The sequence below is a fragment of the Lacticaseibacillus thailandensis DSM 22698 = JCM 13996 genome (assembly GCF_001436135.1).
GTDB lineage: Bacteria > Bacillota > Bacilli > Lactobacillales > Lactobacillaceae > Lacticaseibacillus > Lacticaseibacillus thailandensis.
Genome location: NZ_AYZK01000003.1, coordinates 22,252 through 47,809, shown reverse-complemented (window position 1 = coordinate 47,809; position 25,558 = coordinate 22,252). Strand labels below are relative to the sequence as shown.

At 52.7% G+C, this 25,558-nt stretch carries 26 protein-coding genes; 24 read left to right on the top strand and 2 right to left on the bottom strand.

Going from position 1 to position 25,558, the window contains the following annotated elements; all coding sequences use genetic code 11:
* Positions 1 to 96 precede the first annotated feature (96 nt).
* Positions 97 to 387 carry a hypothetical protein gene (locus tag FD19_RS05560; RefSeq protein WP_054750287.1) on the top strand — a complete coding sequence of 97 codons (291 nt, stop codon included), beginning with the start codon at positions 97 to 99 and terminating at the stop codon, positions 385 to 387.
* 11 nt (positions 388 to 398) lie between these two features.
* Here FD19_RS05560 and FD19_RS05555 read toward each other — a convergent pair whose 3' ends face one another.
* Positions 399 to 635 carry a hypothetical protein gene (locus FD19_RS05555; RefSeq protein WP_054750285.1) on the bottom strand — a complete coding sequence of 79 codons (237 nt, stop codon included), beginning with the start codon at positions 633 to 635 and terminating at the stop codon, positions 399 to 401.
* A 208-nt stretch (positions 636 to 843) separates the two neighbouring features.
* Here FD19_RS05555 and FD19_RS05550 point away from each other — a divergent pair, with 208 nt between their 5' ends.
* The 4 genes from FD19_RS05550 (at position 844) to FD19_RS05535 (ending at position 6,205) form a co-directional block, all read left to right on the top strand.
* Positions 844 to 3,207 carry a phosphoketolase family protein gene (locus FD19_RS05550; RefSeq protein ID WP_420836029.1) on the top strand — a complete coding sequence of 788 codons (2,364 nt, stop codon included), beginning with the start codon at positions 844 to 846 and terminating at the stop codon, positions 3,205 to 3,207.
* A gap of 223 nt (positions 3,208 to 3,430) precedes the next feature.
* On the top strand, positions 3,431 to 4,792 hold the full coding sequence (locus FD19_RS05545) for an FAD-dependent oxidoreductase (protein WP_056969319.1): 1,362 nt from the start codon (positions 3,431 to 3,433) through the stop codon (positions 4,790 to 4,792).
* Between the two features lie 24 nt (positions 4,793 to 4,816).
* The gene (locus tag FD19_RS05540) at positions 4,817 to 5,455 is read left to right on the top strand and encodes an LVIS_2131 family protein (protein WP_054750282.1); all 639 of its coding nucleotides are present in this window, start codon (positions 4,817 to 4,819) and stop codon (positions 5,453 to 5,455) included.
* Between the two features lie 195 nt (positions 5,456 to 5,650).
* Positions 5,651 to 6,205 carry a CvpA family protein gene (locus FD19_RS05535; RefSeq protein ID WP_054750280.1) on the top strand — a complete coding sequence of 185 codons (555 nt, stop codon included), beginning with the start codon at positions 5,651 to 5,653 and terminating at the stop codon, positions 6,203 to 6,205.
* A 230-nt stretch (positions 6,206 to 6,435) separates the two neighbouring features.
* Here FD19_RS05535 and FD19_RS05530 read toward each other — a convergent pair whose 3' ends face one another.
* Positions 6,436 to 6,708, bottom strand: a complete 273-nt coding sequence (locus FD19_RS05530) for a hypothetical protein (protein ID WP_054750277.1) — start codon at positions 6,706 to 6,708, stop codon at positions 6,436 to 6,438.
* A 283-nt stretch (positions 6,709 to 6,991) separates the two neighbouring features.
* On the opposite strand from FD19_RS05530, the gene FD19_RS05525 reads away from it, so the two are divergent.
* The 19 genes from FD19_RS05525 (at position 6,992) to greA (ending at position 25,531) form a co-directional block, all read left to right on the top strand.
* Complete coding sequence (locus FD19_RS05525; RefSeq protein ID WP_054750276.1) at positions 6,992 to 7,669, top strand: type 1 glutamine amidotransferase; 678 nt, start codon at positions 6,992 to 6,994, stop codon at positions 7,667 to 7,669.
* Positions 7,670 to 7,954: 285 nt separating this feature from the next.
* Entirely contained in the window at positions 7,955 to 8,686 is a 732-nt protein-coding gene (gene rsmG / locus FD19_RS05520) for a 16S rRNA (guanine(527)-N(7))-methyltransferase RsmG (protein ID WP_054750274.1), read from the top strand.
* Positions 8,687 to 8,688: 2 nt separating this feature from the next.
* Positions 8,689 to 9,603 (top strand): nucleoid occlusion protein, encoded by a 915-nt coding sequence (noc, locus tag FD19_RS05515; RefSeq protein ID WP_056969318.1) that lies wholly within the window; start codon positions 8,689 to 8,691, stop codon positions 9,601 to 9,603.
* A gap of 53 nt (positions 9,604 to 9,656) precedes the next feature.
* Positions 9,657 to 10,424 (top strand): ParA family protein, encoded by a 768-nt coding sequence (locus tag FD19_RS05510; RefSeq protein ID WP_054750272.1) that lies wholly within the window; start codon positions 9,657 to 9,659, stop codon positions 10,422 to 10,424.
* The gene (locus FD19_RS05505; protein WP_056969317.1) at positions 10,414 to 11,292 is read left to right on the top strand and encodes a ParB/RepB/Spo0J family partition protein; all 879 of its coding nucleotides are present in this window, start codon (positions 10,414 to 10,416) and stop codon (positions 11,290 to 11,292) included. The genes FD19_RS05510 and FD19_RS05505 overlap by 11 nt, the downstream gene beginning before the upstream one ends.
* Before the next feature lie 21 nt (positions 11,293 to 11,313).
* Positions 11,314 to 11,511, top strand: a complete 198-nt coding sequence (locus FD19_RS05500) for a DUF951 domain-containing protein (RefSeq protein ID WP_056969316.1) — start codon at positions 11,314 to 11,316, stop codon at positions 11,509 to 11,511.
* 54 nt (positions 11,512 to 11,565) lie between these two features.
* Positions 11,566 to 12,666: a redox-regulated ATPase YchF gene (gene ychF / locus FD19_RS05495; RefSeq protein WP_054750270.1), complete on the top strand. Its 1,101-nt coding sequence runs from the start codon at positions 11,566 to 11,568 to the stop codon at positions 12,664 to 12,666.
* Between the two features lie 109 nt (positions 12,667 to 12,775).
* Positions 12,776 to 13,483 carry a DUF1129 domain-containing protein gene (locus tag FD19_RS05490; protein ID WP_056969315.1) on the top strand — a complete coding sequence of 236 codons (708 nt, stop codon included), beginning with the start codon at positions 12,776 to 12,778 and terminating at the stop codon, positions 13,481 to 13,483.
* Positions 13,484 to 13,833: 350 nt separating this feature from the next.
* Positions 13,834 to 14,718 (top strand): PRD domain-containing protein, encoded by an 885-nt coding sequence (locus FD19_RS05485; RefSeq protein WP_056969314.1) that lies wholly within the window; start codon positions 13,834 to 13,836, stop codon positions 14,716 to 14,718.
* Positions 14,719 to 14,723: 5 nt separating this feature from the next.
* On the top strand, positions 14,724 to 15,077 hold the full coding sequence (locus FD19_RS05480; protein ID WP_054750266.1) for a PTS lactose/cellobiose transporter subunit IIA: 354 nt from the start codon (positions 14,724 to 14,726) through the stop codon (positions 15,075 to 15,077).
* Between the two features lie 30 nt (positions 15,078 to 15,107).
* A complete protein-coding gene (locus FD19_RS05475) occupies positions 15,108 to 16,835 on the top strand; it encodes a PTS lactose transporter subunit IIBC (RefSeq protein WP_054750264.1) in 1,728 nt (575 codons plus the stop codon).
* Between the two features lie 19 nt (positions 16,836 to 16,854).
* Positions 16,855 to 18,270 (top strand): 6-phospho-beta-galactosidase, encoded by a 1,416-nt coding sequence (gene lacG, locus FD19_RS05470; RefSeq protein WP_054750262.1) that lies wholly within the window; start codon positions 16,855 to 16,857, stop codon positions 18,268 to 18,270.
* A gap of 92 nt (positions 18,271 to 18,362) precedes the next feature.
* On the top strand, positions 18,363 to 18,644 hold the full coding sequence (locus tag FD19_RS05465) for a hypothetical protein (RefSeq protein ID WP_054750260.1): 282 nt from the start codon (positions 18,363 to 18,365) through the stop codon (positions 18,642 to 18,644).
* 196 nt (positions 18,645 to 18,840) lie between these two features.
* Positions 18,841 to 20,325, top strand: coding sequence for an IMP dehydrogenase (gene guaB / locus FD19_RS05460; protein WP_054750259.1), 1,485 nt, complete (start codon positions 18,841 to 18,843; stop codon positions 20,323 to 20,325).
* A 153-nt stretch (positions 20,326 to 20,478) separates the two neighbouring features.
* On the top strand, positions 20,479 to 21,174 hold the full coding sequence (locus FD19_RS05455) for a hypothetical protein (RefSeq protein WP_054750257.1): 696 nt from the start codon (positions 20,479 to 20,481) through the stop codon (positions 21,172 to 21,174).
* Between the two features lie 364 nt (positions 21,175 to 21,538).
* A complete protein-coding gene (gene croR / locus FD19_RS05450) occupies positions 21,539 to 22,225 on the top strand; it encodes a response regulator transcription factor CroR (RefSeq protein WP_056969313.1) in 687 nt (228 codons plus the stop codon).
* Positions 22,226 to 22,336: 111 nt separating this feature from the next.
* Positions 22,337 to 23,530: a sensor histidine kinase gene (locus FD19_RS05445; RefSeq protein WP_476737426.1), complete on the top strand. Its 1,194-nt coding sequence runs from the start codon at positions 22,337 to 22,339 to the stop codon at positions 23,528 to 23,530.
* Between the two features lie 90 nt (positions 23,531 to 23,620).
* The gene (locus FD19_RS05440; protein WP_054750255.1) at positions 23,621 to 24,901 is read left to right on the top strand and encodes a D-alanyl-D-alanine carboxypeptidase family protein; all 1,281 of its coding nucleotides are present in this window, start codon (positions 23,621 to 23,623) and stop codon (positions 24,899 to 24,901) included.
* 153 nt (positions 24,902 to 25,054) lie between these two features.
* Positions 25,055 to 25,531: a transcription elongation factor GreA gene (gene greA / locus FD19_RS05435; protein ID WP_054750254.1), complete on the top strand. Its 477-nt coding sequence runs from the start codon at positions 25,055 to 25,057 to the stop codon at positions 25,529 to 25,531.
* Positions 25,532 to 25,558 lie beyond the last annotated feature (27 nt).

Below are 25,558 nucleotides of genomic sequence, written 5' to 3'. Positions count from 1 at the left end.
ATATGCTTTGGTGATGGTGAACCACTCTGGTCACTTGTCGCACGCAACCGCTTACTAGAGTAAAATGTAACTATCACCATAGAGGAGGTAAGAATCATGGCTGACCGGTTACCACAACAGTTCGAAGAGTTACTCGCTGCGGAGAGTGTGTACCACGCTGTGGAACGGGGCGAAACCAAGCGGCTGTTAGCTAACCTAACTAAGACGGAGCGAGAAGCGCTGATTACGGCAATTCCCAAGATTTTGCTGGCCGCTGACAGTAAGCCGCAACCGGATGGCAAACTGGACGTCGAGCAGATGATGCAGGATTCCCATAACCTGCGACGGGATTACGACCTCTTCGGCGAGTTCAGCCATATTTTTGATAGTCGGCGCAAAAAAAAGTAGCCACCCTGTGGCTACCGAATGCGTTTATGTGGCCGCGGCTGACTGGCGACGTTACCCGCGATGACGCGGGTACGATGGCGTTGTGCGGGGCGTGGAATGCGTTGTGGTTCTGCGGCTGGTAATGGCTGCGGTGCTTGCGGTAAGTCGGCCGGAGCTTCAACGAAGGTAATGCGTGCGTGGACGTGCTGAATGAGCATAACCGTGGCGGCGCCGGCAACAAAGGCGAGTGCGGTGGTAGTTTTGGACATAACGATTCCTCCCGTAACTTTTATTACCATTATTCTAACATGGTGTGCGTTGCGTGCGGTACGCGTTAAAATGGGGTTATGTGGTCCAACGGCCACGGGTTCTGCGCTATACTAAAGTAAGACGTCACAACGATTGCTTGTGGCCGGTCCACAATTGGTGTAGCGGGCTGCCGCGCACCTTTGACCCAATAAAATGGAGGTTGCTGTAATGACGGAATATTCTACACCCGAGTACTTTGCAAAGATGACTCGGTACTGGCAGGCTGCCAATTACTTGTCTGTCGGCCAGTTGTACCTGAAGGACAACCCATTGCTTAAACGGCCCATTGTGGCTGCGGACGTTAAGGTTCACCCAATTGGCCACTGGGGCACAATTGCCGGTCAAAACTTTATTTATACGCATTTAAATCGTGTCATTAATAAGTACCATCTCAACATGTTTTACATTGAAGGCCCAGGTCATGGTGGCCAGGTCATGGTGTCTAACTCCTACCTGGACGGCACGTATACCGAAGCTTATCCAGACGTAACGCAGGACGAGCAGGGGATGCAGAAGCTGTTCAAGCAGTTTAGTTTTCCTGGTGGGGTGGCTAGCCACGCCAGTGCCCAAACGCCAGGTTCCATGCACGAGGGTGGCGAACTGGGGTACTCCCTCAGCCATGGTGTGGGGGCCATTTTGGACAACCCTGACCAGATTGCGGCCGTTGTGATCGGTGATGGTGAAAGTGAAACCGGCCCACTTGCAGCTAGCTGGTTTAGCAACACCTTCATTAACCCGATCAACGACGGGGCCGTACTGCCAATTTTGCACATGAACGGCTTTAAGATCAGTAACCCGACCATCCTGGCCCGCAAGTCCGACGAAGATGTGCGGAAGTACCTCGAAGGGGCTGGCTGGGCACCAGTCTTTGTTGAAGGCGACGACCCGGAGAAACTGAACCCAGAAATGGCGCAGGCCCTGGATGGTGCTATCGAACGAATTCACAGCATCCAGCAGCATGCTCGCGAAACGGGCGATGCGGGTCAGCCACGCTGGCCAGTAGTGGTCTTCCGGTCACCAAAGGGCTGGACGGGTCCCAAGGAGTGGGACAACGAACCAATCGAGGGCTCGTTCCGCGCCCACCAGATTCCAATTCCTGTTTCCTCTGAGGACATGACCCACGTGGATGCTTTGACTGCTTGGTTGAAATCATACCACCCCGAAGAGCAGTTTGACGCGAATGGCCACCTGGTTCCTGAATTGCAGGAACTGTTGCCAGATCATGACCACCTGATGGCGGCTAACCCAATCACCAATGGCGGATTAGCGCCACAGCCATTGAAGTTGCCCGACTTCAAGAAGTACGCGTTGGACAACTCCAAGCCGGGTCGTTTGACCAAGCAGGACATGATTATCTGGTCTGACTACCTGCGTGACTTGATCAAGTTGAACCCGAACAACTTCCGCATCTTTGGTCCCGACGAGACGATGAGTAACCGCCTTTATGGCATCTTTGAAGAAAGTGCGCGGCAATGGCTGGAACCAATTAACGACCACACCGACGAAAAGATGGCTAGCGCCGGCCGGATCATTGACTCCCAGTTGTCTGAACACCAAAGTGAGGGCTTCCTGGAGGGTTACACCCTGACCGGGCGTCACGGCCTGTTTACCAGTTACGAAGCGTTCCTGCGCGTCGTAGATTCCATGCTCACACAGTACTTCAAGTGGATCCGTGAAGCTAGTGAACAGCCATGGCGGCGGCACTACCCGTCACTGAACGTGGTGGCGACATCCACTAGTTTCCAGCAAGATCACAACGGTTACACCCACCAGGATCCGGGCATTTTGACCCACCTGGCGGAAAAGAAGCCGGAGTTCATCCGCGAGTACCTGCCCGCAGATGCCAACTCCCTGCTGGCTATTTCACCAAAGCTGTTTAGTAGCTCGGAGACGGTCAACCTGCTCGTCACTTCTAAGCAGCCGCGGCCACAGTTCTACAGTATTGAAGAAGCCCAGCGTCTGGCCGAGACCGGCATGGGTCGCATCGATTGGGCCAGCACCGATGACGACGGCGCACCAGAGGTCGTCATCGCGGCGGCCGGAACGGAGCCAAACATGGAAAGTTTGGCCGCAATCGACTTGCTGCGGGTCACGTTCCCGAACATGCGGATTCGCTTCATCAACGTCATTGACCTGTTGAAGCTCCGTCGTCCGGAGCAGGATCCACGGGGTCTGACTGATGAACAGTTCGATGACCTGTTTACGGTGGACAAGCCGGTTATCTTTGCCTTCCATGGTTACGAAGGCTTGATCCGTGACATGTGGTTTGGTCGGCACAACCAAAACCTGCGTGTCCACGGCTACCGTGAAGACGGGGACATCACCACGCCGTTTGACATGCGCGTGCTGAACGAACTGGACCGGTACCACCTGGCCAAGGACGTCATTGCGGCCGTTGGTGGCTACGGTGACGAAGGGGCGGCCTTTACCGCCCGCATGGACGCTACGTTGAAGTATCACAACGACTACATTCGCCGCGAGGGTGACGACATTCCTGAAGTGCGTGAATGGCAGTGGACGCCAGTTAAATAGGCTTTGTTCATGGAGAGTGACTAAGCACGTTTGGGGCCGTGACTTTGGTTACGGTCCCTTTGTGTTCACCTCTGCACCACGGGTAAAAAGCCCTAGTTAAATGTCCACCGCGAGCTTTGATATTTGTTGAGCGTGTGCGATACTGATAGCGAGGAAAGTGGCCGCGTTGGGTGCGTAGCCACGGATAAATGTGGTTCACAATGAGCGAATGGAGCACCAGTGTATGAAAGTGGTTGTGATAGGTTGTACCCACGCGGGTACGGCTGCAGTCCAGGAAATATTGAACCGTGACCCCAGTACGGAGATTGCGGTGTACGAACGCAATGAGGATATTTCGTTTTTATCGTGCGGCATTTATCTCTACCTAGGCGGTGTAGTGCGGGATCTCCGTGACGTTTTTTACGCCACGGGTCCCGAACTAGAAGCCATGGGGTTGCACGTCGGTGTACACTTACGCCACGATGTAACCTCGGTGGACACGCACCGCAAAGTCGTTGAGGTGCAGAACCTGGCCACCGGTAAGAAATTCAGCGACACATACGACAAGCTCATTGTGACGACAGGCTCCTATCCGGTGGCGTCGCCTATTCGCGGGGTCAACGTCAAGAACGTCTACCTGTGCAAAAACTACAAGGACGCCCTCGCAATCAAAGCCGCATCGGATCACGCCAAGCGGATCGCCGTTGTTGGCGGTGGTTATATCGGGGTGGAGATTGCAAGTTCCTTTGCCCAGCAGGGACACCACGACGTGCTGCTGGTCAATGGCCGTCACGGTTTGCTCAGTCATTACGTGGACCGAGGCTTGGCTGGCGTCATCGGGGATGACCTCCGTGCGCACGGGGTTGACCTACATGACGGTGAGCACGTCTTGGAGTTTGACGGCGATGAGGATGGGCAGGTGTTCATTCGCACCGACAAGGGTGAAATTGAGACCGACATCGTGATTCTGTGCGTCGGTTTCCAGCCCATGACGGAGCTGATGGCCGGCAAGGTCGACCTGGATCGCAGCCAGGCAATCATCGTTAATGACGAAATGCAGACGAGTGATCCGGATATTTATGCGGCCGGCGACTCCACCGTGGTGCGGTTTAACCCCACCGGGCAGTTTGCCTACGCGCCGTTAGCCACCAACGCTGTGCGCCAGGGTAAGATTGCTGGCGCGAACATCGTGCAACCCGGTAGTATTCAGTACATGGGGACGCAGTCAACTAGCGCGTTGAGCATTTTGGAGCACAACATGGCGACTAGCGGGTTGACTTACGCTCGTGCCCGCAAGTACTTTGACGACGTCGAGTACGTTGAATTTAAGGACAATTACCGACCGGAGTTTATGCCCACCACGACCACGATTGATGGTACCTTGGTGTTTCGGCGGTCGAACCGCCAGATTTTGGGCGGGCAGTTTTACAGTAAGTTAGACATCTCAATGTGCGCTAACCTGATTTCGGTCATGATTCAAAATAAAAATACGGTGGATGATTTGGGGTATGTGGATATGCTCTTTAACCCCAACTTTGACCGTCCGTGGAACTTTATGAACCTACTCGGGCAAGCGGCAATGGCTAAGCTTGATCACGAGCAATAAACACGCACTCTGGGAGGAAGAACCATGAACGCATGGAACTTTATTGGTGTGGCGGCCTGGATCATTCTGGTCGTTTACCTCATTTTTATCGTTATCAACATTCGGCAACGGCACCTCAAGATGATCGTGGTTCACGGTCAGCACCATTCGGGGAGGACCATACTGATTGATTTAGTTGAGGTCGTCGTCTTTTTGGCCGCCCTGTACGGGTTGGTTTACGCGGCCTGGCTACGTCCGACGAACTTTACGAATAGTGCGGAGGCAACGGTATCCTACAAGTACCAGCCGCTGGTACTACAGACGGACGATAAGCATTCGTACTACGTTGAGGTGCGGTCCGGGTCGGGTAAAAACTCGCTGATGCACTACACGTACTGGGTGGAAAACGCTAAGGTTGAGGTCAACAGCAACGACGCGACGGTGTCGGATGGTAGTGGCATCCTCAACCTGCAGGCATCACACTTCCCGTGGCACGCCAAGAAGCTCGCTAGCATGGACCGGCAGACGGACAAAGCGTTCGTTGCCACGATTACGGCGCGCTACAAGGGCAACTTCCTGAATGGCTTGGGCCTGCGTGCCGGCAAGACGGGCGACCGCTTCTCGCTGATTCGTGTGCCTAGTGATGATTTTTCGACCATTGTGCCGTTGAATGACGGTGAGTAACGAATAGTAGTGTTGGGCCTACCGCGGGGTAGGCCCTTTTTAATGTCAAAACGTGTTGTACGGATGACCACGATGTTTGCCGAATTGATAAATTTACCAGCAAACTCTACGCAGCGGTGGGGTTTATGGGCATAATGGGAGTAAACCCTTGGCGATGAGCTGGGCGTGGCTAGGGTGACAAGGAGGTAATTCCGCGTGGTTTTGAGCATTATTATCATCATCTGGCTGCTACTGGCCTGCGTGTCCGGTTGGCGGCAGGGCCTAGCAATAACGATTATTTCGATGATTGGCAACGTGATTCTGTGGGTGTTTGCGATTGCGAACTATCAGCGAGTAGCGATGGCGTTGGGCGGCGCGGATGTCGGCTTTGGCACCAAAGCCCTGGCGTTTATCGTGATTATTGTGGCCGGCCGGTTCTTGATTCATCTGCTGGCCAAATGGTCGCGGCATATTACGTGGATTCCGGTGATCAAGCAGGCGAATAGCCTCGGCGGCGCCATTGTGGCTGTTATTTTTCACTACATTGCAATCTTCATCGTGCTGTCACTCTTGTTGTTGGTACAAAACACGTGGGTGACCTCACAGTACGCCGAGTCGGGAGCCGCACAGTTTATTGTGACAAATTCTCCGTTATTAAATAGCAACCAGTTCCAAAACTGGTTGGGTACAAGCGACAACCAGACAAATACCAGTAATACGACGCATACTGACAGCACGAACACTAGCGACAGTTCCAGCAGTAGTTATTAGGCCAATAACAACAGTGGCGTCCTACAAAGGTTATTGTGGGACGCCACTTTGCTTTGCTTGGATGAGTGTAGTGGTACCAGAAGTGCAGTGACACCTACCAAAAAAGGGACCCCGTCATCTATCGGTGTCCCCAGGGCGTCGGTTACCGGGCGCCCTTACGTTGTCAATACCTGCCGCAAAGTTGGTGTGCACACCGGCGGGACCCCGTACCCGCCGCGTTAGGTACTTGCTTAATTTTGTGGCGGATCAACGAGGGGGAGGCGGTGTGACAAGTGTAATCCGGCATTCATTTCCCCATACTTGACTAACAGTCTTGATTCATTGTAATCACTCAGCACGTCTGCGGCCATGCGGTCCAACTCGGCGGTGATCCCGGCACTCACCGAGGCGTCCCGTAATAACACGGTTGCTCGTCTAATCATGTTATATTCCCGCAGTTGGCGTAACGCGCGGTGATAGTGATCAACGGTAGCTTGTTTAACTGTTAAAGTTGCGGTATCCATTAGGCACACCTCCTACCCAGAGCGTTATTTTTCCCCACGCCCATAGTTTATATGCAGTTGTCCCAAAAGTCCGTCACTTTTCTGATATTTGACTATTTTATTTTTAGAAAGCGGCGCGGGCCGGTTAGAAAGCGCGAGCTCGTTTCAATACCTGGCAGCAGCCGGCAATCCTCGTGGCGCGGTTCACCAAGCCATAGTGCTCCCGCCCACTCAGCAGGGCCCACTAACTTCCGCACCCCACGCGTGTTATAATGACGGAATAAATTACTCGAGGAGGATCATAATGGCTGAACCGATACGGATTGCGTACCTATACGAAGACTTGATGAACACGTACGGTGACAGTGGCGACGTGAAGATTCTCCGTTACCTGTTAGAACAGCGCGGGTATACCGTGCAGGTCGATAACGTGAGTCTGGGTCGCGACTTTGATGCGGACAATTACGACTTTGTGTTCTTCGGCGGTGGGCAGGATTACGAACAGACCGTGGTGGCCAAGGATATTAGCCGCTTCAAAGACACGCTGACTAAGTACATCGAGGCGGGCTACCCGATGCTGGGTATTTGTGGTGGCTACCAGTTCTTGGGTACCAAGTACGAAATGGTCGACGGTACTACCATTCAGTGTCTGGGTATCCTGCCTTTGCACACGGTGTTCCGTCCAGAGGCCCGGATGATCGGGGATACCAAGTACGAAACGGACTTTGGCACGGTCACCGCTTTTGAAAACCATAGCGGGTGTACCTACTTTGATGACAAAGACAAGTTACGGCCGTTCGGTAAGGTGGTGGAAGGCTTCGGTAATAACCCGGAGGAAGGCGTTGAAGGGGTGCGGTACAAGCAGACCTTTGGCAGCTACTCTCACGGTCCGCTATTGCGGAACATGAACGTCGCACGGGCGTTTGCTGATATGATCGTCAAGCGGCACGAGCAGCGGGTCAACGTTGCGGTGCCAGCATAAATGTAATCACGGTTCGTAGCACATGCTACGGGCCGTTTTTTTGTTCCTCAACGGCAGTGATGGGGGTCACATCAGTTCCCGTTGCGTCTCATCATGGTGATTGCGCTTGTCGTCTGGATATGTTTCACGTGAAACTGTCCGGAGTCGCGTTCGCGGGTTGTTAAAGCATGCTGGGTGGGCTAAAATTGAACATGACGTGAAACGCGTAGGTGTTCCACAATTATCTGTTCACAAAGCCTGTTGTAGCGGGCAATAGCTAAAATTTTAGACGATGAGGAGACGGCAATGAATCCAGAAGAATTTGCGGCCGCATTGGCACGGTTTGACGTGGTATTAAGCGCCGAGCAGCAAGCACAATTTGCCGAATATTATTCGTACCTGGTGGCAGAGAACCAAAAGATGAACCTGACGGCCATTACTGCTGAGGGTGATGTCTATCTCAAGCATTTTTACGACTCGGTCACGCCCTTACTGGAATTTCCGGAGTTATGGACGACCACGGTCACGCTGTGTGACGTCGGCGCCGGAGCCGGGTTCCCGTCGTTACCGATGAAAATCCTCAACCCGCACTTGGAGGTCACCATCGTGGACTCCCTGCAAAAGCGGATCGACTTTCTGGAGCGACTTTGCCAACGGCTCCACCTCGACGGTGTCCACCTTGTGCACGCGCGCGCGGAGGAATTTGGGCGCAAGCAATCACCCGACCGGGAATCGTTTGGGTTGGTCACCGCACGGGCGGTCGCAGCTCTCGACGTACTGGCGGAACTGTGTTTGCCGTTAGTGCAACTGGGTGGCAAGTTTATTGCGATGAAGGGGGCCCAGGGTGCTAACGAACTGGCCCAAGCCGATAAGGCCATCAAGATTCTGGGTGGTCATGTGGTTGCGGACCGGGCACTGACGTTACCCGTCGAGGAGGCCCCACGGCACCTCGTGGTCATCGACAAAGTGGTACGGACGCCGAAGAAGTACCCGCGTAAGCCCGGAACACCAGCAAAACAACCAATTGGGGGACAGTAAGCATGGCATTCAACTTTTTTAACCGCAAAAAGGCTGACGGTGAAGTCGTTCGGAAGATTCCCACGGACGCCATTGTGCCTAATCGCTTTCAGCCGCGCAAAGTGTTTCAGGAAGAGTCACTGAATGAACTAGCACTAACAATCAAGCAGCACGGGCTACTCCAACCCATTGTGGTGCGTGAATACGAACCGGGTCACTACGAGATCATCGCGGGTGAACGGCGCTTTCGGGCGGTGACCACGCAACTGGCCTGGACGGAGATTCCCGCCATCGTGACCACAATGGCTGATGACGAATCGGCCGCCATGGCGTTGATTGAAAACCTGCAACGGGCAGACTTGTCGCCAATCGAAGAGGCGCAGGCGTACGCGGACTTGATGAACCAAAACGCGATCACCCAGGAGGGCATCGCGCGGCGGGTCGGCAAGAGCCAGTCGTTTGTGGCCAACAAGTTGCGGCTGCTCAAACTCAGCCAGCCGGTCCAGGCAGCCATTATGAATGGTTCCATTACGGAACGGCAGGGCCGGGCGATGCTTAAGTTGGATGATCACCAGCAGCAGCACGTCTTGGACCGCATCGCGGCGGATCGCCTGAACGTTAAGGAGACCGAGGCGCTGGTGCAAAGCATCCTCAATCCCGACGCGGTGGACAACCATGCCGGTAAGGGCCGTCCAGCCAAGAAGACGGCCAAGAAAGCCCAACGGCGGTCAACGCTGAACAAGGACGCCCGGGTGGCGGTGAACACCATCAAGAAGTCGCTCAAGTTGGTCCAGCAGGCGGGGATGAACGCCTCGATGCGTGAAGAGGACGCAGACGGCATTCACCGCATCATTATTGAAATTCCTGATGCCCAGGTGACGGATGGCAAAGCTGCCAAAGCTACGAACCGTCCCACCAAGGCACAAACGAGCAAATAGTAAATACAGCATGACAGGATGCGTAAAGTTAACGGTTTGAATTGGAGGTCAACATGGCACACGTAATTGCGGTGGCGAACCAAAAGGGCGGTGTGGGTAAAACCACGACGACCGTCAATCTGGGTGCGTGCCTCGCGAACGCCGGCAAACACGTTTTGATTGTGGACGCTGACGCGCAGGGTAACGCAACCAGCGGGGTAGGTATCGATAAGCCCCGCGTTGAAAAAGATATTTATGACGTTTTGGTGGACGAGGAGCCCATCACCTCCGCAATTTTGCACACGGATCACCCGGGATTGGATATTGTGCCGGCGACGATCCAGTTAGCAGGGGCGGAGATTGAGCTGACTTCACAAATGGCGCGCGAAATGCGCCTGAAGTTAGGCTTGGCACCCGTGCGCGCGGATTATGACTACATTTTGATTGACTGCCCACCATCATTGGGCCAGTTGGCCATTAACGCGTTCACCGCCACGGATACGATTCTCATTCCGGTACAAAGTGAATACTACGCCCTGGAAGGGTTGAGCCAGTTACTGAACACGGTTAAGTTAGTACAGAAGCACTTCAATCCCGATTTGGCAATTGAAGGCGTGCTACTGACGATGTTTGACGCCCGGACGAAGCTGGGCAACCAGGTCATCACGGAAGTACGCTCCCACTTTGGTGATAAGGTGTACCACACCGTTATTCCGCGGTTGACCCGGTTGGCGGAGGCCCCGAGTTACGGGCAGCCCATCGTGGACTTTGACCCGAAGTCACGGGCGGCGGCAGTGTATGAAGATTTAGCGCGGGAGGTGCTTGCAGCTCATGGCGAATAACAAGAACAAAAAGGGGCTTGGTCGCGGGATCGACGCGATCTTTAGCAACTTCGAGGATCAGGAACCCCAGATGGACGCGGTCACGGAAATCAAGCTGGACGAGATCCGGCCCAATCCGTATCAGCCCCGGCGGACGTTCGACGAGGACGCGCTAAACGACCTGGCTAAGTCGATCAAGGAAACCGGGGTCTTCCAGCCCATTATCGTGCGTGAAAGTGTTAACGGGTACGAGATCATCGCCGGTGAACGGCGGTACCGGGCTTCCAAGCTGGCGGGGAAGGATACCATCCCGGCCATCATCCGCAGCTTTGACGATGAGTCGATGATGGAAGTCGCCGTGCTGGAGAACCTGCAGCGCGAGGACCTGTCACCCATCGAAGAAGCCCAGGCGTACGATACGCTGATCAAGAAGCTGAACATCACCCAGGCCGAGGTCAGCAAGCGGTTGGGGAAGAGTCGGCCATACATTGCCAACTACCTCCGCCTATTGTCGCTCCCCGAGGCGGTCAAGAAGCTCGTCAGCAACGGTGACCTGTCGATGGCGCAGGCGCGTAGCCTGCTGAGCCTGAAGCGGAAGTCGCAAATCGTGCCGATGGCCAAGAAGACGGTCAGCGAGGGGTTGACGGTACGGCAACTGGAAAAGCTGATTGCCCAGGCCAATGCTAATGGCCGGACGCCGGCCAAGACGACGCGCAAAGTGGTGAAGTCGCCGTACGTGCGGGCCAGTGAGAACCAGTTAGGGGACCGCTTTGGGACCAAGGTCAACATTGCCCAAACCAAGAAGGGTAAGGGTAAGATCGAAATTGACTTTGAAAGTGAAGCAGACCTAAACCGTGTGTTAGCATTACTAGATGTAAACCTAGATTAAGGCGCGTGGAGGTACGAGTATATGTACGATTTACACGATATTGTGGAAATGAAAAAACCGCATGCTTGTGGCACCAATAGTTGGGAAATTATTCGCATGGGTGCCGATATCAAGGTGAAGTGTCAGGGTTGTGGCCACATCGTCATGATGAGCCGCCGCGACTTTGAGAAGCGCCTGAAGAAGGTTTTGCAGCACGCAGAGCACGACGCGCAAGCATAGTGCCGCCACGTACTGGTCAGTTACAGATTATCAAGAGAAAGTAGGAATATTGTCATGTCACTTACAGCCGGAATCGTCGGGTTGCCGAACGTCGGCAAGTCGACCCTGTTTAACGCAATTACCAAGGCGGGGGCCGAGATGGCTAACTACCCGTTTGCCACCATTGATCCTAACGTGGGGATGGTCGAGGTGCCAGATAGTCGTCTGGCCCGCATCGATGAGTTGATTCCCGCCAAGAAGGTGATCCACACCACCTTTGAATTTACCGACATTGCCGGGATCGTGAAGGGTGCCAGCAAGGGTGAAGGCCTGGGGAACAAGTTCTTGGAGAACATTCGCCAGGTGGACGCCATCGTGCACGTGGTGCGGGCGTTTGATGACGACAACATCACCCACGTTAACGGGAAGATCGATCCCATCGACGACATGGCCACCATTAATATGGAGTTGGCCATCGCGGATCTGGACAGTGTGAATAAGCGTTACGCCAAGGTTGAGAAGACGGCCCGGGCGCACGACAAGGACGCCGAGGCCGAGTTTGAGGTCCTGAAGAAGATCAAGCCGGTATTGGAAAACGGTGATCCAGTGCGCAGCATCGACTTTGACAAGGACGAACAGAAGATTGTGAAGGGGTTGTTCCTGCTCACGAGCAAGCCCGTGCTGTATGTGGCCAACATCGCTGAAGAGTACATGGCGAACCCGGATGAGAGTCCGTACATGGCGGACATTAAGGCGCAGGCCGAGAAGGAAGGCGCTGAGGTAATTGCCCTGGCTGCCGAGGCCGAAGAGGAAATTAGTGAGCTGGACGATGACGACAAGGCTGACTTCCTGGCTTCCGAAGGCGTGGATGAATCCGGGCTGGACAAGCTAATCAAGGCTAGTTACCACCTACTGGGTCTGGCAACCTTCTTCACGGCCGGCGGTAAGGAAACCCGGGCATGGACGTTCCGGCGGGGGATGAAGGCGCCGCAGGTTGCGGGCATCATTCACTCGGACTTTGAGCGCGGGTTCATCAAGGCGGAAACGATGTCCTTTGACGACTTGGATAAGTACGGCAGCGTGGCGGCGGTCCGCGAGGCTGGCCGGCTCCGCCAAGAAGGCAAGGAGTACGAGGTCCAGGACGGGGATATCATCGAGTTTAGGTTTAACGTGTAGAAGGTTGCGCAGGCCTATGGCACTCATTTCCATTCCATACGGTAGCCAGCCTGGCACGTACCTGAGCGCATGACGTAGTAACCATCGGTAATGAAAGTAGGGCAGAGTAGTGGCAAAAAAAGCAAAGCAGCAGGAACAGCAGCCAACGGAGCCGGAACAAACGGTCGACGAGATGTTGGCACAACTGACGAAGAAGAACGCAGAATACGTGGTCAAGTTCCGCCGGTCGATGAAGGACAGCGGCGCTGACGACGCCAAGGAAACGGCAGAATTAAAGAAGATGCTGCCGGAGATGTTGAAGGGTCAGCGTGAAGGTAAGCCGGCAGTGCAACTGTTTGGCCCGGCCGTGGAGCGGGGGAACAAAGTTGCCTCGTCCAAAACAGCAGTCGATCCCATTCAGCAGCAGCCGTTTTGGATTTCAACGGCCGACCTGGGCTTCACGTTTCTGGCCATCTTTGCCGTTCTGTACGGCTTGATTGGTAGCTTTTCGAAGGTATCGGGCAGCCAAGGCGGTGGGTTCGCCTCACTGGTTATTATGTCGTTTGTGGCGGCATTGGTGTTCACGTACTACACCCAGTGGAGCCTTACCCCCAAGGGCGAACGGCCAAAGTTCTGGTTCATTGCTATCGGCGGGATTATCCTGATTATTTTTGCTTCCCTGGCATCATCCTACCTGACGGTGGTGAAGTCGTTCTTGACGTCACCAATGAACAACTGGGGCCTGTTTATCCTCGCGGTCGTCGCCTACGGGATTCACTACCTGTTGAAGTCGCGCTACCACCTGCGCAGCTTCTTTGCCCCACTACCACGGCGGTAATGATGATCAATGTAGCGGTTGCCATCAGGCAGCCGCTTTTTTGGTGCCTGATGGTTTAAGTACGGTAATGGTCCGTTGTCTGGATATCCTCGCGCATGTTATAAATTAAACAAGCAAAGTTATACGAATGTTGAATTTACGCCCCATTGTGGGGCATAGCGTCACCTACAGGCAATGTTTTTTGCTAAAAAAGCGTTTACAAAAAATGATGTAAGCGCTACACTAATGTTGTCGATAGGAATATTAGTGAGTGTTACTGTTAAGTCAGGCATGATCACGAACCAAAGGCGCATGAGCGCTCGGTTTGTGGTCATTTTTTATTGTCATTTTTTTGAACGGAGATGAGAAAAATGCTACGCATAGCCCAAGTGTTAAATCACAATGCTGCCTTAGTTAACATTGATGATCATCGGGAAGCCATTGTGAGGGGGAAAGGTGTGGCTTTTAACAAGCGGAAGGGTGATCCGGTTTCGGCCGACCGGGTGGAAAAGATTTTTTATCTCAACACTGCAACTGCTCGTGAAAATTTATTTCTCTTACTCAAAGATATTCCCATTGATGTAGTGACGACGACGTATGAAATTATCGACATGGCAAGAAGCAGGTTTCATGTTCGGATTCTTGATTATATCTACATCACTCTTAGCGACCACATTTTAGGTGCTTACACGCGTATGCAGGCGGGAACTTACAAAGAAACTATGGTTCCGGACCTGCGGCAGCATTACCCACACGAGTACGCGGTGGCTGACGTCGCGTTGGATATCATTCAGCGTAACTTGAAGGTTAATTTTCCTGAGTCAGAGGTACGCAGCTTGGCGTTACATTTCATTAATGCTTCAGGTGACGTTAACGCTGCCACTGCTGATGACGATACTAGTGACGCTGGAAGGGATACCACTGAAGCCGTGAACAACATCGTGTTAGATGTACTGAATCATCACAACATTTACCGCTCGGCGAAGAATGGTAATTACTATGACCGATTCATGATTCACCTTCAGTATCTGGTTGATCGCATTAGGCACCTAGAAACTGACCAGACGCAACTAGCGCCCGAAGTAGAAGAGGATTACCAGCGAATGTATCCCCAATCTTATGCAATTGGTGTGGAAATATTTAACCGGATTAGGGCAGAACTATTTGCCGGTATTAGCAATAATGAGCGTCTGTATTTCATTATTCACATCCAGAGATTGCTTGGGGAAAAGCCACAAAAATTTTGTAAGGAGTGATTGATATGGCAACAAAAGAAGAAATTTCAATGACTGGTTTTGCAATTGTTGCGTATGCAGGTGATGCCAAAACGGCGTTGCTGCACGCACTAGATAGCGCCCGCGCAGGTGACTTTGATAAGGCACGTGAATTTGTTAAGGATTCGGAATCCTCCATCAACGATGCCCATAATGAGCAGACTAAGTTGCTCAGTAAAGAGGCTGGTGGTGAGGATCTTGATGTTACCTTCATCATGGTTCACGGTCAGGATACTTTGATGACCACAATGATGCTGAAGGATGAGGTTACCTACTTCATTGATGAATATGAACGTCTTGCCAAAATTGAACAGAAACTCGGTCTCAAAGAACACGTTTAATCCACTCGTTTGAACCTAGGGGGTTTCGTTATGAACTGGATTGTTAAACAGATCGAGAAAGCCCAACCGTTCTTCAAGAAACTGTCTGCCAACATTTATTTGCAGGCGGTCCGTGATGGGTTTATCTCGTTAATGCCAATCATTATCTTTTCAAGTATCTTTATTCTGGTAGCCGACGTGCCAAATATCTGGGGATTCTACTGGCCTACGGCGGTGAGTGATTCACTAAATAAAGTCTATAACTTCTCGATGGGTGTGCTATCACTGATGGCAGCCGCTAACGTTGCGCGGGCATTAACTCGTAGCAAGAACGTACGGTTACCAAAGGTGGACCAAATGCCTGAAGCTGCGGTTATGTTTGGGGCCCAAATCAGCTTCCTGCTGGTCGCCGTTGATCCCTTCACCACTAAGACTGGTGCTTACTTTGACACGGCCTACATGGGCACTAAGGGTTTGATTTGTGCCTTCCTGGTAGCATTTATCGTACCAAACATCTACTACGTCTGCTTCAAGCACCACATCACCATCAAGTTGCCTGAACAAGTCCCACAAAACATTTCGTCCGCTTTCACTAACATCATTCCGTTTGCGTTTGCCACGACGTTCTTCTGGTTGTTTGATGTTGTTTTCCGGACACTTACGCACACCAACCTGGCTGCATGGATCATCCAGGTACTATCACCACTGTTTACGGCGGCCGATGGTTACCTAGGTCTGGCAATTGTTTACGGCGCGATGGCCTTCTTCTGGTTCATCGGTATTCAAGGTCCATCCATTGTTGAACCAGCGGTTACGGCTATTTACCTGACCAACGTTGAAGCCAACCTGCACGCATTCCAGGCCGGCGCACACGCAACCAACATTCTGGCACAAGGTACGCAATACTTTATCGCCACGATCGGTGGTACTGGTGCAACGTTGGTTATCACCTACATGTTCGCCTTGATGTCTAAGTCCAAGGAACTAAAGGCGGTCGGGCGTGCCGGGGCGATTCCTGTTTCGTTCGGGGTTAACGAACCAATTCTGTTTGGTGCCCCGCTAATTCTGAACCCAATTTTCTTCCTGCCATTTATCATCACACCAATTTTGAATGTATGGCTGTTCAAGATCTTCGTTGATGTTTTAGGTATGAATGCCTTCATCTACAACCTGCCTTGGACGACGCCTGGTCCAATTGGTATCTTCATGGGTACCGGGTTCGCGATGTTGTCATTACTGTTCATTGTGTTGATTTTGGTACTAGACTTTGCATGTTACTACCCATTCTTCAAGGTTTACGATGCGCAAAAGGTTGCTGAAGAAGCTGCGGCTGCTGCTGATGGCACCGCTCCGGCTACTGAAGCTACACCAGTTGAAATTGATAGCGGCGAAATTCCGCTGAGTATGACTAAGGACGGTAAGAACCTGAACATCATGGTTATTTGTGCCGGTGGTGGTACTAGTGGTATTTTGGCCAACTCGCTGAACAAGATGGCGAAGGAAGACAATTTACCGGTCGAAGCTGCTGCGGCAGCTTACGGTGCACATGGTGATTTGCTTCCCGACATGGATGTCGTAGTTTTGGCTCCACAAATGGACGCGATGCGTGATTCACTGAAGGCTGAAGCTGATGCATCTAACGTTAAGATGATTACGACTACTGGTAAGCAGTACATTGACCTAACGCGGCACGCGGACAAAGCCCTCGACTTTATTATCAACAAACTACGCGGTAACGATGACGGCTCAGATACACCAAATTCACCAGCGACTGCTTAATAAGGAGGAATAATTAATCATGTCTGATTTGTTAAATCGAGTGACTAGTCTACACCACGGCTTTATCTGGGGTGGTGCCACGGCTGCTTATCAAGTTGAGGGTGCCACCACAGCCGATAGCAAGGGCAAAACGATGTGGGATGACTACCTAAAGGCGCAAGGACGTTTTGCACCCGATCCGGCTAGTGATTTCTACCACCGGTACCCGACAGACATTAAGCTGGCACAGAAATATGGCTTGAATGCGATTCGGGTTTCCATCGCGTGGACGCGTATTTTTCCCAAAGGGTATGGTGAGCCAAACCAGGCCGGGGTCGAGTACTACCATAAGTTATTTAAGGAGTGTCTTGATCACGGGTTAACGCCTTATGTATCACTGCACCACTTTGATTCTCCGAAGACGTTGTTTGATGATGGCGACTGGTTGAACCGTAAGAACATTGATTACTTTGTTCAGTACGCGGAGTTCTGCTTCAAGGAATTCACGGAGGTTAAGAACTGGTTCACAATCAATGAACTGATTTCGTTGGCACTATCCCAGTATATTGCTGGTAACTTCCCGCCTAACCACCACTTTGACGTGACAAGCGCCATTCAGGCGGAGCATAACGAATTGCTGGCTCACGCGCGAGTAGTTAACCTGTACAAGTCGCTTAATCTCGATGGGCGTATTGGCCTGATTCATGTCTTGCAGCCAATTTACCCGATCACTGATAGTGCAGCCGACAAGCACGCTGCGGCTTTGTATGATGCGTTCATCAATCGCTTCCTGTTGGACGGTACGTTCTTAGGTGAATACACCCCAGAGACGATGTCGTTGATCAACGAAATTTTGCAGAAGAACGATGCACACCTAGACATTCAGGATGGTGATATGGACATCTTGAAGGAGGCATCGACGCAAAATGATTACTTCGGCATGAACTACTACCAGTCCGCATTTATGCAGGCCTATGATGGTCCTAGTGGTAACCAGTTTAATGGGACCGGTGAGAAAGGAACAACGTCGTTTAGCTTCCACGGTGTTGGGCAAATGGTACAAAAGCCAGGTGTGCCAACCACGGACTGGGATTGGAATATTTATCCAGAGGGCCTGTACGATGTTTTGAAGCGTGTGGCTCGGGAATATCCTAACAGTCACATGATCATGATTACCGAGAATGGCCTGGGCTTGAAAGAACAGTACCATGGTGAAGAAATCATGCAGGATGATAAACGCATTGATTTTATTGACCAGCATATGGCGGCCGTTTTGAAAGCACGGGCTGAGGGCGTTAACGTTCAAGGTTACTTTGTCTGGTCGTTGCAGGATCAGTTCTCCTGGGCCAACGGTTACAACAAGCGCTACGGTTTATTCTACGTAGACTTTGATACGCAGGAACGGCACGTGAAGAAGAGCGCGCTGTGGTTCAAAGCTTTAGCTGATACGATGTAGGATTCGGTTACAATCACCCCTTTGGCGCGACGTTGATGTCGCGCCTTTTTGTGAATTGAGCCGGAAAAATTTATTCAAGTGAGGTAATTGCGATGAGCAGTTTGTGGAACAAATTAATTCCACCAACGACGTGGACAGTCACGTTTCCTGATAGGGACACAGCCCACCAGGTATACCAACATGCTGGTTATGCAGTAGTACACGCACTGGCAAGCACTGGCGTCGTGAACGGGGATACTTGGTACGTCAATACCCGAATGAAGGAGGCAGATTTTAAGTCCCATTTTGTCCGGGCCATGAACCAGCGGGCGGTCAAGCCTGACCAGTACACGTTGGCGGTGACACGCATTGGTTGGGGCGCCGCATTACGATGATTTGGTTGTGAAGAATACGGGTAGAAACGTGAAGCTTGCAGTCAGGAAATTGTTGTCGACTTAAGTAACAAAGCGATTAAACTCCTGCCATAACTCGCTAATGTTCGGCTTTATCCCCGTAAATAACGCTAATAATTGCCAAGTCCGCCCGAAGGTGCTAAACTCACTACAATTCTAAAAAAGGTAGGTTAATAAATTGACTAATTGGGATACCAAGTTTGAACGGCGTGGGTTTACGTTTGATGATGTCTTGCTAATACCAGCAGAGAGCCATGTGCTCCCGAATGAAGTCGACTTATCCGTGGACCTCGCGGACAATCTCCACTTGCACATCCCAATTATCAGTGCGGGGATGGACACAGTTACGGAAAGTGCCATGGCCATCGCGATGGCCCGTCAGGGTGGTCTTGGGGTCATCCACAAGAACATGTCCATCGAGGCGCAGGCTGAAGAAGTTGCCATCGTGAAGCGCGCCGTTAATGGTGTTGTGGGCAAGCCATTCACCGCTACGGCTGACCAGACCGTCGCAGAAGCCGCGGCTACTATGGATGCAGAGCACATCAGCGGGGTACCGATCGTCGCTGGGAAGGATGACCACCACTTGGTCGGCATCTTGACCAACCGGGACCTCCGTTACGTCGCTGACCGCAACGTACCGATCGCTGAAGTTATGACCAAAGACGTGGTCACCGCTCCGGTGGGCACAACTTTGGAACAGGCGGAAGCCATTTTCCAGGAACACAAAATTGAAAAGTTGCCGTTGGTTGACGCCAACGGTGAGCTGGCTGGTCTGATCACCATCAAGGACTTGCGTCAGGTCACCCAGTTTCCGAACGCCGCTGTCGACGCTCAGGGTCGCCTGTTGGTCGCTGCGGCAGTAGGGGTCACTAGTGACACCTTTGAACGTGCCCAAGCTCTCCTCGATGCCGGTGCGGACGCCATCGTCATTGATACGGCCCACGGTCACTCCGCTGGCGTGCTACGCAAGATTGCAGAAATCCGCGAGCACTTCCCCAAGGTGACATTGATCGCCGGGAACGTGGCCACGGCCGAAGCTACCCAGGCGCTTTACGACGCGGGTGTAGACGTGGTCAAGGTCGGCATCGGACCAGGTTCGATTTGCACAACCCGGATCGTGGCCGGTGTTGGCGTACCGCAGTTGACCGCCGTGTACGACTCTGCTAGTGTGGCCCGCAAAGTTGGTAAGACCATCATTGCCGATGGTGGGATCAAGTACTCTGGTGACATCGTTAAGGCCCTGGCTGCCGGCGGTAACGCCGTGATGCTGGGTTCGATGTTGGCAGGGACCGACGAAGCTCCTGGCCAGATGGAATTCTTTAATGGCCGTCGTTACAAGACTTACCGGGGGATGGGTAGCCTGGGTGCTATGGAAATGGCCCACGGCTCATCCGACCGGTACTTCCAGTCTGGCGTTAATGAAGCCAACAAACTCGTGCCGGAAGGTATTGAGGGCCGGGTTGCCTACAAGGGTTCAGCTGGCGACGTCTTGTTCCAGATGGTTGGTGGCCTCCGTTCGGGGATGGGCTATGTTGGTGCACCCGACATTAAGCACCTGAACGACAACGCGCAGTTTATGCAGATTTCGAATGCGGGTCTGCGTGAAAGTCACCCACATGACGTGCAAATTACCAAGGAAGCTCCTAACTACAGCGTTAAGTAAATTAAACTAATCATCACGGGATTGTGGCATGAAATATTGTCACGGTCCCGTTTTTTATTGTCCGCAAGGGCGTGGATAGCAATTGGTCCAGTGACTGGGGGCTGTTTTTGCTATAATAGGCGGGTAAGCACAAACGAGCGGAGGGCTAGCGGTATGTGGATCTGGTTATTCAACTTTTTCTTCCATAACATGTTGTTTCGCGAAATTATCATCGTGGTCCTGATGGTCTGGGTACTTTTTCGCTTTTACCACGAATACATGCGCGCGGCTAATAGCCACAGTGACCGCATCCGCCGCTTTGGTACGCGAAACATCGTGATTTTTACCCGCAAAGTGCTGGTGACCCTGCTGTTGGTGTTAGTCCTGGTATTAGCTTACGATCGCGTCCTTCCACATTGGGGGATCGGTGCAGAGCAGGCGTTGGCGGCGCGCAAAGCCGACCGCGCCAATAGCCAGTCACAGGCAGCTAGTCTGCAGCGCGTGTCCCGTTCGAGCAGCAAGGCGACCAGTAGCAAGCGTGTTAGTAGCAAGGTTAGCCACAGTAGTCAGACCAAGCAAAGTAGCCACAAGTCTAAGACGCGCCGTAGCCGTAAGCAGGTCGCTAAGCGCTCAAGTAGTAGCCAGAACTTGAATCGCGGCAGTAAACAGACGGCAGTCGCCATCGTCCAGCGGTACTTTAAGAAACACCCGGATGAAAAGTCGTCCGATATTGACACGTTTAAGTATGCGGGGAAAACGACCGCGTACGAGCGGGTGGCCTACCAGGTTGGTGGCTACGCGAAGGGCAACACGAAGATGCTCCACCTGTTCTATGTCTACAAGGACGGGCGAATCGCGACGGTTTATTAGTTAAAGCAAAGGTGTAGACGGTGCGTGACCGTCAGCGGGGGCCGCCGGGTGCGGGCCCCGCTTTGGTTCTTGGTGGCTAAATGGCCAAACCCGGGTCTTTTAGTCAGAGTGCCTTGTTAACCCGGTGCGCTACGCTCGCGCACTAAACGAGCTCCGCGAACCAGCAGCCTGCCACATGAGTCACTTCACCCATAATGGCAAAGTACGAGCCATCATGGGTGAAGCACCTCACGCTATGGCTGCTAATCTAGTGTGCTACGCTCTCGCACTTATAAACTTCTCCTAAGCTCCCTCCGTTGCGTAGTATTAATAAACCATTCTGCTAGAATCAAACTATAAAAGTGTTTCGATAAGGAGCCTAATTATGAAAATTCTGATCGTTGACGATGATAAAGAAATCGTCCAGTTACTCAGCATTTACGCCACTAATGAAGGCTACGAGCCTATTGCTGCCTACAGTGGTAAAGAGGCCATTACTAAATTAGCGACCAATCCCGATACTGCCCTGATGATTCTCGACATCATGATGCCTAATATGTCTGGTATCGAAGTGGTCAAGGAAGTTCGTAAAGATAATCAGATCCCCATTATCATCGTGTCCGCCAAGACTGCCGACATGGACAAGATCCAGGGCCTGATCACCGGTGCCGACGACTACGTTACTAAGCCGTTCAACCCGCTGGAAGTTATGGCGCGCGTCAAGAGTCTTCTACGGCGGAGTGAGGGCCAGGTGCAGAATACGACGCCAGATACCCTGGAAGTGGGGCCCCTTAAAATCAATAAGGATAGCCATGAAGTCGTGACCTTGACCGGGAAGCAGATTCAGCTGACCGCTTTGGAGTTCGGGATCCTTTACCTGCTAGCTAGTCACCCCAACCGTGTCTTTTCTGCGGACGAAATTTTTGAGCGCGTTTGGCAGCAGGAATCCATCGTGTCGGCTAAGACAGTCATGGTGCACGTTTCCCACCTGCGCGACAAGATTGAGGAAGCCACTGGTGGCGAGAAAGTCATCGAGACTGTTTGGGGCGTAGGCTACAAAGTCGAAGGCTAAATAAGTACGTTGGGGGGATGGTCGTCCTCGGGGACAGTACGTGTGGCGTATTGGCGCCCGGTGGTTGGCCATGCCCCCTTTGGGTAAGGGAGAGGTAATATGGGCGAAAAAATCCGCCTCACCGCGAAGGAGAAATCTGAATTACTAGTTGAGGGTGTCGTCACGATCATCCTGCTCCTACTGCTGAACTTTGCCATCGTGGTGATGCTCAACCAGATGATTGCTAGCAGCCCGCAGTGGCAGGAGGCAATCTTTACCATCAAGAGTACCCTGGCGTTTGGCCCCGAGCACAGTTGGCACCTGTGGAGTTGGGAAAACATCTTCATCGGCATGATGGGTGTGATCGATGCGGTCATCGTATATTGGCGGCTCATTCGGCGCTACCACCAGATGCAGATGCGCCACGTCATCAGCGAGCTGCATTACATCGCCGATGGTCACCTTGACCATCGTATCCACCTGGCCGTGAACTCCGACCTGCAGCGCGTGGTTGATAGCATCAACGCGTTGGTGGAATCCACGGTGGAATCCATGAACGAAGAACGGCGAATCGAGGCCAGCAAAGACGAACTGATTACGAACGTCAGCCACGACATCCGCACGCCGCTGACGTCCATCATTGGCTACCTGGGGCTGATTGAGGACAAACAGTACCACTCGGAGGAGGACATGCAAAAGTACGTCCACACGGCCTACCTGAAGTCCAAACAGATGAAGGTGTTGGTTGAGGACCTCTTTGAGTACACCAAGGCCCGGCAGACGACCACCAAGATGAACGCACAGCGCTTCGATATGGCCGCGATGCTGGATCAGCTCGCCGCCAGCTTTGAACTGGAAGCCGAAAAGCGCGGCATCGAGTTTGTGGTGGATAGTGACCCGAAGCCGCTGATGATGGAGGCTGATACCGACAAGTTGGGACGGGTCTTTAATAACCTGATCGTGAACGCCCTGAAGTACGGCAAGGGGGCGCGGCATATTTACCTTAACAGCGAGAAGATCGGCAAGGAAGTCATCATTCACGTTTCTAACGACGGGGCGGAGATTCCGAACGATTCGTTGAGCCAGTTATTTGATCGGTTCTACCGGGTTGAGGAAAGTCGGTCCCAGGAAACGGGTGGCTCTGGCCTTGGCTTGGCGATTGCACAGAGTTTCATTACCCTCCACGGCGGGTACATTTACGCGGAATCAAGTCCAAAATTGACGAGTTTTGTGATCCATTTGCCGTTGCGTATTGGTGAGCAGTTGGCCCATAATGGAAAGCAGGGTTTACCAGCGGGTACCAGTAACCAGAGCGCCACGAATTAGTCGTGGTGACACCGCACTCGTGGGTGCGGAATACATAAGCACGTTGCGTGAACTCAAAAATGTTGGTATGGAAGATGGAGACTTATTACGATGAAGAAATTGTTCAAAGTGGTTGTGGCGCTGTTAGCCGCAATCACCGTTGCTAGTGTTGCGGTTCCAGTAGCGACGGCCCACGCCGCCACGGATGCCAATATTAACGCGTCGGCTGCCATTGCCATTGACGCCGATAGCGGCAAGATTATGTACGCTAAGAACGCAAACCAAGCGCTGCCAGTAGCGTCCATGTCGAAGTTGCTGACGATCTACTTGGTACGTGAGGCCATCAAGCAGGGCAAAATTAAGTGGACGGACACCATCAGACCCAGCAAGGCCCTTGCGGCGTTGAGCCAGAACCGGAGCTTGTCTAACGTTCCAATGCGGACGGACACCACGTACACGGTCAAGGAATTGTACCAAGCAACGTTGATTTACTCCGCGGATGCGGCGGCAATGTTACTCGGCGACGCGGTGGCCGGCAACCAGACGAAGTTTGTCCAGATGATGAACAACAAATTGCAGTCATGGGGCATCAAGGACGCCACGATCGTTAACGCCAATGGTTTGAACAACAGTGACCTCGGTAGCAACATGGTCCCTGGTACCGGTAAGAATGCGGAAAACAAGATGAGCGCTAAGGATATGGCCATTTTGGCTCGTAACTTGCTCAAGGATTACCCGGATGTCCTCAAGACAACGAGTATTACTAAGATGACGTTCCGTAAGGGCACCAAGGACGCCACGGAAATGGACAACTGGGATTGGATGCTACCCGGACTGATTGCTAGTTACTCCAAGCTCAAGGTCGATGGTTTGAAGACTGGGACGAGCGATGAGGCTGGCGATTGCTTCACTGGTACCGTCAAGATCAACGGTATGCGGATGATTACGGTGGTCCTGCACGCTAACGGTTCCGGCACGACGAAGCGGTTCGTGCAGACGGCTAAGTTAATGAGCTACGTGGTGCACAACTGGCAGACGGCTACGTTGGTCAAGAAGGGTGGTACGGTTAAGGGCCACAAGACCGCGACGGTCACCAAGGGTAAGAGCAAGACGGTAGCCATCGCGGCGAGCCGCACCCTGAAGACGGTGGTACCGACGGGGACGACCAGTGCAAACATCACCAAGACGTACACAAGCAAGAAGTTGGCGGCACCAGTCAAGCGTGGCGCAACGGCAGGCACCCTGGACGTGAAGGTCAAGGGCGACAACTTGGGCTACGTGGATGGCGCTGGTAGCAAGGTCGCCGTCACGACCAAGACGGCAGACGCAAAGGCTGGCTTCTTCCGGCTCTTGTTCCGCGGTATCGGTGAATTTTTCAGTAACCTGTTCTAATAGTAAGGCCCCGGCAATCCGGGGCCTTTTGCTATGTCCGGCAACCGCAGCCGTTGCTCACGGGCGAACATTAAGATTTGCTAGCAAAGACTTGCCACCGGTCCGGCCTTGTTGCACAATCGACGTACTGAAAGACGGAAAGGTAGATGCACAATGGAGTACTTCGACATTACGCCGAACGGAATGCAACATTTACGCACGGAAATTGAACGCTTAAAGCAGGAACGGCCCGCATTAATCAAACGGGTGGCCGCTGCGGCCGCCCTGGGGGACCGGTCCGAGAACGCGGAGTACACGGAATCGAAGCGTGAACTGCGCCACCTTGAAAGCCAGATGCGCTACATGGATAAACAGACACGTTACGGGCAGGTCGTGAAGCCCGTCGATGATGACGAGGCCACCCTGGGTAAAACCGTGGAGCTACTCTTTGACGATGATGACGAAAGTGAAACTTATCACTTGGTGGGTCCGGCCGAAGCCGACTTTGCACCGAATAATTTAACGAGTGTATCGCCGTTAGGACGGGCGATTCTGCACCACCACGTGGGTGATCAGTGCACCGTCGAGGCCCCCAATGGTGAATACGTTGTCAAACTTGTCGCGGCGCGGCTCACCCCGGGTATGCTATAATCTAGACAAACTTGTCTTGAATAGATA